This is a genomic window from Aeromonas sp. A35_P (genome assembly GCF_002259925.1).
GTDB classification, from domain to species: domain Bacteria; phylum Pseudomonadota; class Gammaproteobacteria; order Enterobacterales; family Aeromonadaceae; genus Aeromonas; species Aeromonas dhakensis.
This window is the reverse complement of the sequence record NZ_NEVB01000057.1, coordinates 1-10,111: the sequence shown is the minus strand read 5'-3', so window position 1 is coordinate 10,111 and position 10,111 is coordinate 1. Positions and strand designations below refer to the sequence as shown.

General features: G+C 56.4%; 16 protein-coding genes. 13 read left to right on the top strand and 3 right to left on the bottom strand.

The window, feature by feature from the left end:
• On the top strand, positions 1-557 hold a 557-nt coding region (locus CAK78_RS04970; RefSeq protein ID WP_141214124.1), incomplete at its 5' end, for an IS1595 family transposase.
• 21 nt (positions 558-578) lie between these two features.
• On the opposite strand, the gene CAK78_RS22610 is transcribed toward CAK78_RS04970, so the two are convergent.
• Both CAK78_RS22610 and CAK78_RS04960 read right to left on the bottom strand, forming a co-directional pair.
• Positions 579-1,124 (bottom strand): WYL domain-containing protein, encoded by a 546-nt coding sequence (locus CAK78_RS22610; protein ID WP_141214123.1) that lies wholly within the window; start codon positions 1,122-1,124, stop codon positions 579-581.
• Positions 1,125-1,164: 40 nt separating this feature from the next.
• Positions 1,165-1,815, bottom strand: coding sequence for a LexA family protein (locus tag CAK78_RS04960; RefSeq protein ID WP_094696563.1), 651 nt, complete (start codon positions 1,813-1,815; stop codon positions 1,165-1,167).
• 137 nt (positions 1,816-1,952) lie between these two features.
• Between CAK78_RS04960 and CAK78_RS04955 the strand changes: the two genes are divergently transcribed.
• The 12 genes from CAK78_RS04955 (at position 1,953) to CAK78_RS04900 (ending at position 9,300) form a co-directional block, all read left to right on the top strand.
• A complete protein-coding gene (locus CAK78_RS04955) occupies positions 1,953-2,138 on the top strand; it encodes a Cro/CI family transcriptional regulator (protein WP_094696562.1) in 186 nt (61 codons plus the stop codon).
• 11 nt (positions 2,139-2,149) lie between these two features.
• Positions 2,150-2,437, top strand: a complete 288-nt coding sequence (locus tag CAK78_RS22785; RefSeq protein ID WP_176452677.1) for a hypothetical protein — start codon at positions 2,150-2,152, stop codon at positions 2,435-2,437.
• Between the two features lie 28 nt (positions 2,438-2,465).
• On the top strand, positions 2,466-2,948 hold the full coding sequence (locus CAK78_RS04950; protein ID WP_254924711.1) for a phage regulatory CII family protein: 483 nt from the start codon (positions 2,466-2,468) through the stop codon (positions 2,946-2,948).
• A 12-nt stretch (positions 2,949-2,960) separates the two neighbouring features.
• Entirely contained in the window at positions 2,961-3,383 is a 423-nt protein-coding gene (locus CAK78_RS04945; protein WP_094696560.1) for a hypothetical protein, read from the top strand.
• A 36-nt stretch (positions 3,384-3,419) separates the two neighbouring features.
• Positions 3,420-3,605, top strand: coding sequence for a hypothetical protein (locus CAK78_RS04940; RefSeq protein WP_017412429.1), 186 nt, complete (start codon positions 3,420-3,422; stop codon positions 3,603-3,605).
• A gap of 8 nt (positions 3,606-3,613) precedes the next feature.
• Positions 3,614-3,901 carry a helix-turn-helix domain-containing protein gene (locus tag CAK78_RS04935; protein WP_094696566.1) on the top strand — a complete coding sequence of 96 codons (288 nt, stop codon included), beginning with the start codon at positions 3,614-3,616 and terminating at the stop codon, positions 3,899-3,901.
• Positions 3,902-4,201: 300 nt separating this feature from the next.
• Entirely contained in the window at positions 4,202-4,639 is a 438-nt protein-coding gene (locus CAK78_RS23435; protein WP_441296579.1) for a hypothetical protein, read from the top strand.
• Entirely contained in the window at positions 4,636-4,932 is a 297-nt protein-coding gene (locus CAK78_RS04920) for a hypothetical protein (protein ID WP_094696558.1), read from the top strand. The genes CAK78_RS23435 and CAK78_RS04920 overlap by 4 nt, the downstream gene beginning before the upstream one ends.
• A gap of 14 nt (positions 4,933-4,946) precedes the next feature.
• Positions 4,947-5,225: a hypothetical protein gene (locus CAK78_RS04915; protein ID WP_094696557.1), complete on the top strand. Its 279-nt coding sequence runs from the start codon at positions 4,947-4,949 to the stop codon at positions 5,223-5,225.
• Between the two features lie 131 nt (positions 5,226-5,356).
• Positions 5,357-7,999, top strand: a complete 2,643-nt coding sequence (locus tag CAK78_RS04910) for a replication endonuclease (protein WP_176452676.1) — start codon at positions 5,357-5,359, stop codon at positions 7,997-7,999.
• A gap of 17 nt (positions 8,000-8,016) precedes the next feature.
• A complete protein-coding gene (locus CAK78_RS04905) occupies positions 8,017-8,643 on the top strand; it encodes a 3'-5' exonuclease (RefSeq protein ID WP_094696555.1) in 627 nt (208 codons plus the stop codon).
• A 411-nt stretch (positions 8,644-9,054) separates the two neighbouring features.
• Positions 9,055-9,300, top strand: coding sequence for a type II toxin-antitoxin system HigB family toxin (locus tag CAK78_RS04900; RefSeq protein WP_094696554.1), 246 nt, complete (start codon positions 9,055-9,057; stop codon positions 9,298-9,300).
• Here CAK78_RS04900 and CAK78_RS04895 read toward each other — a convergent pair.
• Positions 9,291-10,111 (bottom strand): IS1595 family transposase (locus tag CAK78_RS04895; protein ID WP_094696553.1); only part of this gene is annotated, 821 nt, incomplete at its 5' end. The two genes, CAK78_RS04900 and CAK78_RS04895, sit on opposite strands and share 10 nt — an antisense overlap.

Sequence of the window (10,111 nt, the reverse complement as noted above, 5' to 3'; positions counted from 1 at the left end):
ATGACAAGCAGCCCATCAGCGGCATCATTCAGCTCGATGATGTCTACTGGGGTGGCGAGCACCGTGGTGGCAAACGGGGTCGGGGCGCGGCAGGCAAGACGCCATTTGTGGCAGCAGTGGCCCTGAACAAGGAAGGGCATCCAATCAAGATGCGGATGACGGTGGTCGATGGTTTCAAAACCAAGTCCATTGCTGATTGGGCAAAACGGCATGTTGCCAGTGGTAGCGCGGTGATATCCGATGGATTGGCCTGTTTCAGGGCGGTGAAGGAGGCCAATTGTGAGCACCTGGGTGTTGTCACCGGGGGCAACCTTGACTTGCTGGATCATCCGGCATTCAACTGGGTAAACACGATGATAGGGAATGTGAAGAACTCGCTGCGGGGCAGTTGCCATACGCTCGGAGCGAAGCATTTACCGAGACATCTTGCTGAATACTGCTTCCGGTTTAATCATCGTTTTGACCTCAAAAGCATGTTGGTTGAATTGGGGCATGCAGTCGTGGCAAGCCCTCCGATGCCATATCGGCTCTTGAAGCTGGCTGAGGGTCATGGGTAATCAGGTCCAGCTTTCTGACTGTCATGACCTAGAATCGAAATAAGCTTGCGGAAATCCCTCGGAGGGAAGGATATCTAGCATCTCAACACACCATTCTTCAAAATCGTATCTCTTAGAGCCAACCTTTAATTTGGTTTCAATATTATCCACTTTGAAAGTGCGGCGATCATTACGAACAAGGCAAATACCACTCAGGTAAAACTGACCTTTGGAATTAAAAGAAACCTCATCTACCTTGACCGTTCTTCTGGTTCTATCACCATCGCTAGCAACATAAGTGAACTCGACAGGCTTTGTATCGCCAGCCCACATAGTTGTCAGGTCATTTTCAAATTTTCGAAGATTATTAGTTGGTCGCCCTGAATAGCTATGAGGATAGTGGCGGTGTTCGTCATTGCTCTCATTCGTACGCTGAGTCGTTTTCAGCGCGGCCTGCTTGGCCCTCAGCTCATCTATTCTTTTCTGCCGTTCTTCTGGTGAAAGAAGCAAAACGCGAGCAGAACCAATAACAACGTAAACAAGAAAAACTAGCAGCAATACAATAATAAACGCTAACCAATAACCCACGAATGCCCCCTAATAACAGCAGAAAAAGTTAGACACACCTCTATCTTTTCCTAAAGCTCCGATGTTCAACCATCACTCCGATTATCTCAATATGTTGACGGTCGGAGTGCATGGTGGGGTAATCATCATTGAGCGGTACCAGCTCAAATACCTCTTGCCCGTTCTCATCAATGCCACGGGGGCGATACTTCTTGAACGTGGCTTCTTCACTGCCGTTCTTGGCTACCACGTAGTCGCCAGGGCGTGGCTGCTCATCAGGATCAACGATCACCAGATCCCCTTCATTGAAAAATGGGGTCATGGAGTTGCCGCGTAACCAAAGACCAAACCCGCACGGGCCGATATCAACACTGGCCGCCACATACTCAACATTGCCATCAAAGCTTGTCGCCTGTTCACACATCCCACGCCAGTGGCCAGCCTGAACATAGCTGAGAATCGGGACTCGATTTCCTTGCGGGATCACCGCCGGCTCGACATTGGAGAGCTCGGGTGAACCCTTTCCGGTAGAAAGCCAGTGAGCAGATACACCGAATACCCTTGCCAAGGCGACTAGATAATCAGCACTAGGCGACACATCACCGCTTTCCCACTGAGATACAGATGGTCCAGTTGCACCAATGAGCTCGCCCAGCTTCCGCTGGGTAAGTCCATGTTTTTTTCGAAGTTCTTTGATGCGTTCATTTTTCATAGTTTGGAAATTTTAACACCCATGAACTTTGAAGTTTTTAAATTCAATAATTGACTTTCCAAAGTTAAAAAGATAAAAACTCCAAAGTTGATGATTGGAGTTCCAATCTTTTGTTTAAAACTTCAAAGGGGTTAGTGATGAAAAAGACGGATGTACTCAACCACTTCGGTGGGGTCTCCAAGACTGCAAAGGCTCTGGGAATCAACATGGCCACTGTCTCCTGCTGGGGAGAAACAATCCCTAAAGGGCGTGCCTACCAGATCGAGGTGCTGACCGGCGGCAAGTTAAAAGCCGAGCCAGCCCAGCCAGCTCAAGCGCAGTAAGGGATAGCCCCATGCCACCACGCCATATTCGCCCTGCGTCAGCTCCTGCCCAAACGGCCACGGTTAGCGCAATCAATATCGTGATTTCACCAGAGACCCCGCCGCTGATGCCTATTGCCAGGTTTGCCGAGTGGATCGGAATCTCGGTCGATACCGCCCGTTCATGGGTCAAGGCTGGCCGCCTCGATGTGATGGAGAAAACCAGAGGCAACGAGCTGGTCATGGTGAAAGTACATGTGTTCATCGCCAAACAGATGGCCAGTGCTTTCCCCGCGGTCCAGTTCAGGCTTGCGGCTTAACCATAACGACCTTTGGAGGGAAATCAGAGTGTCGAATACCACCAGAAACCTACACCCCCACTACCGCAGTGCCTGCACCGGTTTCGTGAAGGATCGCAACGTAGAAAAGTTGGCCGCCAGCATAGGTATGTCGGCCCATGTGCTGCGCAACAAGTTCAACCAGCAGCAGAAACACAAGCTGTCAGGTGATGACCTGATCGCCCTCTACAACGTGACCAAAGACGAGACGTTGCTCGATGCCCTGCTTTTTGAATGCGGCTTGACTGCTGTCGCTATTCCCGATGCAGAGCGGGCGCCCTCTCTGACACACCAGGTGATCCAGCTGAACTCACAAATCGCGAGCATCGGCCAGCGCACGCTGGAGCTCACGGAGCGCGGTCGCATCACCAGCAACGAGCACCGTTCTTTCATGAGCATTGCCGCCGCAGCGATGGGCTCAGTGGCGCTGCTGATCAATGACGTCGAACAGCGCTTTCAAGTGGTGTCGCCCCTTGCGGCACTGGCGATGTGAGGAGAGGAAACGATGAACACGTTACAAACGAGTGCCGCCGAAAGAGCGCTGGCAGAAATGCATGCCGCCATCTATCGCACGAAATCGAGGGTCGCCACGTACTGGGGCCGACTGAATCAACACCAGCGCGACGCCATTTGTTATGACGCCCAATTGCCAATGTCACTGGCAAAACCCGAATTCCCACTTGGGAAAGGAGATCGGGAAGCGCTGCGTTTAGCCGTTCGCCGCCTTGGGTATCAATCGTTGTTCCAAGAAGCCATGGCTTACGAAGAATGGCGCGATGCGCTGATACCGCAGCAAGAAGAAAAAACCAAAGAGGAGAACACACGACCAACAGACGAGCTGGCACAGAAAAGGAGTGTCTTGAAAGAAGTCCTAACCGCAAATAGCGGGCAAGAAAAAACCCCGGTCAACGGCGCTGCAATCGCCTAACGGGGTTCCTATCAATCACTTATCACGGAAATTGACATGGCAACTTTAGCAATCCCCTGCGCGCTGCGCAACCGCAAGATCCAGAACAGCCGTATTGCTGGCCCATATGCCGCCCGCTACTCGGAAAACGACCTGACGATCCTGAGCCAGCGCGCCAACGCACTGGTCTGGGCTTCTCTGTTTGGTCACATCAATCGTCTCAATGCCCATCAAGGAGCCTAACCATGTCCATGCCTATTCAAACCAACGAATCCCCGCTCAATCACGAGGCCAGGACACGCCTGCGTCATTTGCGTGAGCAGTTGAAACTGAGCCGCCCCAAGTTCGCAGACAAGTTGGACATCCCACCGACCACCTTGAAGAACTACGAGCTCGGCTATCGCGAGATAGGTGGAGGCCTGTTTTTGAAGGTCGCGAATCACCCTGAGCTGATGATGCACACCTTCTGGCTGCTGACCGGTGCCGGCCCCTGGCCAAATGATCCTGACAACAACACCGCCGACCAACCCAAGCCATAACATCTGGCCGGTTCGCCGGCCTTATCGCTGAGCCTCTATTCGTGGGGGCTCATCGATAACACAACCAGGAGGATGCAATGGACGGATTCAGATGCATTGGCCGGATACCGGCCGCGATCCAGGAAAAGGCGGCAGCCTTGTTAGCCAGCCAGCTCCCGCGCCAGCTCATCGGCGGCCGAGGGGATGTGATCGACGTGGGATTGCGCTACCGACTGTTTCGGCCACTGCGCGCCCGAGAATTTCAGCTGATGACCCACGAGCGATACAACACCGCCGTGAGCAGGAACAGGAGATAGCACCATGAGCGACGCCATCAAGATCGCCCGCCAGGCCCCCAAACTGATCGAGGGGCTACTGGCTGACATATTCGCCGCCCGAGCTGATGACAATCGGGTGTGCATGGGCAGCGTATGGTCAGGCCCGCAGCACATTCAGATCCAGCTTGTGGCTACAAGTAGCCCAGACGCGTTGCTGGATGATGACAGTGGCGATGATGAAGACACCGAATCCGGTCCGATGAGTAGTGGTCTGCGCATGAATTGGCTGACATACCGTGCGGAATACATAAAAACCAACGGCTGCCCCAGAACAGATGTCGATGAGCTTCTGGCCCTTGGGGCGATCCGTTCCATTTACTGGCTGGCACTCGGCCAGGGGGAAACCGCGCTTGCTACCGAAATCGGCGACTGGTGGAAAGAGTGCGCCCCCCTGCATGGACTAGGCGAGGTGATCAGATGACCAAGCGTGCCCCGATACCTGCCACCGCACAGGCCAAAGTCGAGAACGAACTTGAAGCCGACATCGCCACCCTGCTGGCCATCGCCACGGTGAAGCTGGCAACCCTTCGCCGGTACCAGCGCCAGCTCCTTATCTTGCGAACAGCTCGCTTGCCGGCGCCCAAGTTCGCCCTGTGTCGCCTGCTGTTCGAATGCAGAGAAGAGCGCCGCGCCCGCGCCGAGGCCATCGTAACGGCCGCGATACAGGCTCAGCGCCTCGCCCACCTGCTGCGTGATACACCACTGCCATTCTGATGAAGGTTGCCAAAATGAAAAACATCCCTGATGTCCATGAACGGGAAACGCAGCTCATTGCTGAAATCGCGGCCTGGTCAGCAATAGCAGAAGTAGAGCTGGCCGAGCTGGACCCACGTCGTGCGCTGCTCAAAAAGCTGCTCGCCATACAGCCACGCCGGAGCGCGACTTGCAGCCTAGTCGCCAGGCACTGCCGCCACTCTCGGCGCTCATATACTGTGACACAGAGCGTCATTGCCAGCCTGGAACTCCAACTTGCCTGGCTGCGCGGTAATGAGCACCTGCCGTTCTAATGTCGCTCCACCCCGATCTGTTCGACGCTAAACCCATATCCCCCAGGCAGCCTGCTGCCTGGAAATTGGCCGCAGCCGTCAAGGCCCAAGCGAAAAGCATCATGAACACGCGCCGCATGGCGTTGTGCTCCTTGACTCATTCACGCCTCCCACCCGCTCGCCGGCCTACGCCAGCGCTCGATCTCGACAGCCAGATAGCGGCCATCCGCTCCTACTTCGACGGGATCCAGGGCTCCTATGCCCTGGACTGGGCGCTTGACCTGCTCGATCGCCCCATCCCCCGCGCCGGCGGCGGGTCAGGGGTGCAACTGCCCAAAGACCTGCGCGCCGAGCTGTTCGTGGGCTACTGCCGCCGACGAGCCCCTGATGTGCTCAAGGGGGTGGCCATCACCAAGGAGGCCAACCGCTGGCTATCAAGCCGTATCACCACCCTGCGCCAGGTGCAGAACGTTATCCCCGAACCCCTTGAGCAGCTGCGCACCAAAGAGAGTCGCGAGTGCCTGGCCGTCAACTATGCCGAGCGGGTCATTCGGCTGCTCAATGCCGCCACCGATTTCGGCGATCAGCAGGTGCCGCCGCTCCATTTGTGGAACATGTGCAAACAACCGGTCGACGCCTGGGGCATGCTGCCCCGCCTGCCCAAGTTCAGAACGGCCGCAAGCCGCGACGACTTCATCACCCACCACCTTATCCGCTGGCTCGCCCCCAAGTGGTGGGCCAGGCGCCTACGCAAGATCTGGGACCAGTATTGCGAGCACTGCGCCATCCTGCTCGGCAAGGTGCGCAAAGGGGTATCCGCTTACGTGTCCAGTCAGGGCCTGCAGGCCTTTATCGAACGCCAGCGGATGGCGGCGGCCTGGCTCAAGGACATGGAAGCCTATAACGCCCAGGACGACATCACCATCAGCCTGGAGGATGCGGTAAAAGCCTCCATCGCCAACCCGGAGAACCGCCGCCATGAGTTGATTGTTCGGGCGCGCGGTTTCTCTGATGTAGCTGACGAAATGGGTTATGTGGGTCTGTTCTTCACCTGGACGGCGCCGAGCCGCTTCCACCCCTGGAAGACGGTACGAGCCTCCCAGGCTGGCGGGCCAGACAGCACAGAGGAGAACCCTAAGCACGACGGCTCATCCCCCCGCGACTCGCAACACTACATCAGCGAGCTGTGGAAGCGCTGCCGTGCTGCCCTCGATCGCAACCTGGTCAAGCGAGGGGAGTTCCTACTGGCCGACCCTATCGACTATTTCGGCTTTCGGGTGGTCGAACCCCACCACGACGGCACGCCCCACTGGCACCTGCTGATCTGGGTCAAACCCGAGCACCAGCACCGGCTGATCGGTATCCTGCAGCGCTATGCCCTGAGTCATGACAAAGGCGACCTGGAACGCAAACGCCACCCGGACAGCAAAAAGCCCTATAGCGACATCACGCCCCGCTTTGACTGGAAGGTAATGGACAAGGAGAAGGGTGGTGCCGTCGGCTACATCGTCAAATACATCGCCAAGAATATCGACGGGTACCGGGTCGGCGACGAAGGCGATCTGGAAGCCGAGACCGCGGCTACCGAAGGCGCCCGCCGAGTGCGGGCTTGGGCCTCGCTCTGGGGCCTGCGCCAGTTCCAACCCTTGAAAGGGCCACCGGTCGGGATCTGGCGGGAGCTACGCCGGCTACCTGGCCGCCTGCAAGAGGCCAAGGGGATCGTCGTGGCCCCGCTGGCCAGCCCCATCATGGAAGAGTGCCGGCGCTATGCCGACGCGGTGGACTGGAAGAACTTCACCCAAGCCATGGGCGGCCCCTGCTGCCGGCGCGATGAACGCCCCTTGAGTATCCACCGCACCGCTTTTGCCGAACCCAATCAGTACGGCGAACCGCAAACCAAGCTTGTGGGCGTGCGGGCCGCTGACGGCCTCATCCAGCAGACCCGTGTGGGGGAATGGGTGCTGCGCAAGTGTGGGTCACAGAGTACCGCGGAAGCCCAGGGCAGCGGGTTTTGGTCTGTGGGCGAGCGCAGCGAGTTAGTGGGTACCGAGCGAAGCGAAGGGGGTTTCCCCCTTGGAGCTCTGGCAACAACTGTACGGGACGATCACGGAGGATCTAAAGAGGATCCATTGAGTGATAAGAATGTATTCCATTTGGGGCTAAGTGGGGAAGAGGTGGCCATGGTCCGGAGCGGGTTGATTGTCAGGGCAGGGGACCGGTCAGTTTGTATCCGGGATGGTGAGTTAAAAGTGACCGAACGTCATCCGTTCGAATCTCCAAACCAGCCATCACCGTATCAAATTGAAGCCGAAGCCAGACGCCGGGAGGCAAAACACCAGGCGGAGCTCAAGGATGTGCGGGGCTTGCTTGCCCAGTCCGGGGATCCAGCGGCTTGGCTGGCCAGCATGACGGCCGCCGGCGCTGATGATGCCTTGGCGCTGCTGGATGCCTTGGGCGATGGGGACGCTGAGGAGGCCCGCGCCCAGCTTGACCGGCTGCGCGATACTGTCGATCTGCGGATGTGGCCTCTGCCGCCAGTCGAACGCAGCCAGGAGGCGATCAGTAATGCCGAGTTCTTCGGGGTGCCAGCTGATGGCCAGCGCTCTCCTGCACGCAGACCAGATGTACACCACCTCATTGCCGAGGCGACCAGGACACGCTTGGCCAACGTTCGCCCAGATCATCGAGAGGTGCTGCTCACCCACCTTATGAACAAGGCCGATGCCATGACACCAAACGGCGGCGACACCGTCGCATTCGTGGCAGACCGGCTGCTATCACTCGAATCCCAATAGCCAGAGAGGAAACAAAGATGACTGATAACATCGCCCAACAACGCGACGGCAATACCGTCGTAGTAGATACCGAGACGCTAGCCACGGACAAACGGGCCCTAGTGCTCACCCTGTCAGCCGTTCGCTTTGACAGGAACGCGCAAGAGCTCACAGAACTCCGCAACCTGTTCAACAATGGAGTTCTGTTCGAGGATGGTGAAACAACGCTGCACCTCAAGCTCGATGTGACGCAACAGCTTCTGGCAGGCCGTACTGTCGACCCCGGCACGGTGAAGTGGTGGAATAGTCGTAGTAAAGAAGCCCGCGATAGCATCATCAATGGCAACTCCATGCCTGTTCGCGAAGCGCTCACCCTCTTCTCAATTTTTATCCAAGGTGCACAGCTCTTTGCACGTGGCACCGACTTTGATCCCCCCATCTTGGCCACCCTGTTCGAAGACTTCGGTCTGCCGGTACCATGGCGTTTCAATGAGGTACGCGATGTGCGGACCTACATCGATGCGCTATCCGGTGGCACCAAAGGTTACCTGGACGATTGGCAAAAACCGGATTGGTTCGTTTCCCACAACTCCCTCCATGATTGCATTCGGGATGCCGCACAAATGCAGCGTGCACGGGCACTGAACCTCGAGGGAACTGTATGAATGACATCGCTTACTACATCTTTCTTTGGGGGATGGGATTATTTACCGGTTTTTGCTTTGGTTCTGGCCCTATCGCGCCCCCCTCCGAACCCAGCGTGCAAGTGATCACCGATAGCGGCACGGGGTGCCAGTACGTCAGTTATAAACGCGGGGGCTTATATCCACGACTGGATGCAGGTGGCAATCAGGTGTGTAGCTCAAAATGAGCCGACTGGGACACGGTGACTAGCGCAGTCTGTCGCCGTGCCACAGTTGGCCGGCAAGCGAAGCGCGGCAGTTCCACGCTCAGGTTCAGTCCCACACTACGTGTCCACAAACCCGGCACAACACTGCTAAAAATTCCCAGAAAGGGAAACTTTCACTTGCGTATAACACCAAACTTCCCATAATGGGAAGCAACGGGGGACATACATGAGAGTGCTCGCAAAGCCAACGCTTGAAGCCTTCTGGACAGTCCATCCTGACGCCGAACAGCCTCTGAAATCATGGTATGACGAAGCAAGAAAGGCGACATGGGCAACCCCACAAGACATTAAAGACGTCTATCGCAGCGCCAGTTTTGTGGGGAATGACAGAGTGGTATTTAACATCGCTGGCAACAAGTATCGACTTGTTGTCGGGATCAACTACCCGATAGGGATTCCTGATTACCCATGACCCTCAGCCAGCTTCAAGAGCCGATATGGCATCGGAGGGCTTGCCACGACTGCATGCCCCAATTCAACCAACATGCTTTTGAGGTCAAAACGATGATTAAACCGGAAGCAGTATTCAGCAAGATGTCTCGGTAAATGCTTCGCTCCGAGCGTATGGCAACTGCCCCGCAGCGAGTTCTTCACATTCCCTATCATCGTGTTTACCCAGTTGAATGCCGGATGATCCAGCAAGTCAAGGTTGCCCCCGGTGACAACACCCAGGTGCTCACAATTGGCCTCCTTCACCGCCCTGAAACAGGCCAATCCATCGGATATCACCGCGCTACCACTGGCAACATGCCGTTTTGCCCAATCAGCAATGGACTTGGTTTTGAAACCATCGACCACCGTCATCCGCATCTTGATTGGATGCCCTTCCTTGTTCAGGGCCACTGCTGCCACAAATGGCGTCTTGCCTGCCGCGCCCCGACCCCGTTTGCCACCACGGTGCTCGCCACCCCAGTAGACATCATCGAGCTGAATGATGCCGCTGATGGGCTGCTTGTCATCGGACTCTTTCATGGCTTGCAGCAGCTTGTGCTTGAGCATCCAGGCGGTGTCATATTTGACGCCCAACTGGCGCTTTAGCTCCATCGCTGACAAACCTGTTTTGGTTTGTGACAACAGGTGCATCGCCAGAAACCACTTGGTCAGCGGGAGCTTGGTGTTTGCGAAAATAGTGTTCCCAGTCAATGACATCTGGTGATGGCAGTGATTGCATTGCAGCACGCGTGGCCGACTTTTCAGGTGACAACAGGTCTTGTTGGCACATT

Bases quoted from the DNA above. Each gene is read 5' to 3' on its own strand.
- CAK78_RS04960 (WP_094696563.1), bottom strand. From the start codon at position 1,815: ATGAAAAATGAACGCATCAAAGAACTTCGAAAAAAACATGGACTTACC.
- CAK78_RS04955 (WP_094696562.1), top strand. From the start codon at position 1,953: ATGAAAAAGACGGATGTACTCAACCACTTCGGTGGGGTCTCCAAGACT.
- CAK78_RS22785 (WP_176452677.1), top strand. From the start codon at position 2,150: ATGCCACCACGCCATATTCGCCCTGCGTCAGCTCCTGCCCAAACGGCC.
- CAK78_RS04945 (WP_094696560.1), top strand. From the start codon at position 2,961: ATGAACACGTTACAAACGAGTGCCGCCGAAAGAGCGCTGGCAGAAATG.
- CAK78_RS04940 (WP_017412429.1), top strand. From the start codon at position 3,420: ATGGCAACTTTAGCAATCCCCTGCGCGCTGCGCAACCGCAAGATCCAG.
- CAK78_RS04935 (WP_094696566.1), top strand. From the start codon at position 3,614: ATGCCTATTCAAACCAACGAATCCCCGCTCAATCACGAGGCCAGGACA.
- CAK78_RS23435 (WP_441296579.1), top strand. From the start codon at position 4,202: ATGAGCGACGCCATCAAGATCGCCCGCCAGGCCCCCAAACTGATCGAG.
- CAK78_RS04920 (WP_094696558.1), top strand. From the start codon at position 4,636: ATGACCAAGCGTGCCCCGATACCTGCCACCGCACAGGCCAAAGTCGAG.
- CAK78_RS04915 (WP_094696557.1), top strand. From the start codon at position 4,947: ATGAAAAACATCCCTGATGTCCATGAACGGGAAACGCAGCTCATTGCT.
- CAK78_RS04905 (WP_094696555.1), top strand. From the start codon at position 8,017: ATGACTGATAACATCGCCCAACAACGCGACGGCAATACCGTCGTAGTA.
- CAK78_RS04900 (WP_094696554.1), top strand. From the start codon at position 9,055: ATGAGAGTGCTCGCAAAGCCAACGCTTGAAGCCTTCTGGACAGTCCAT.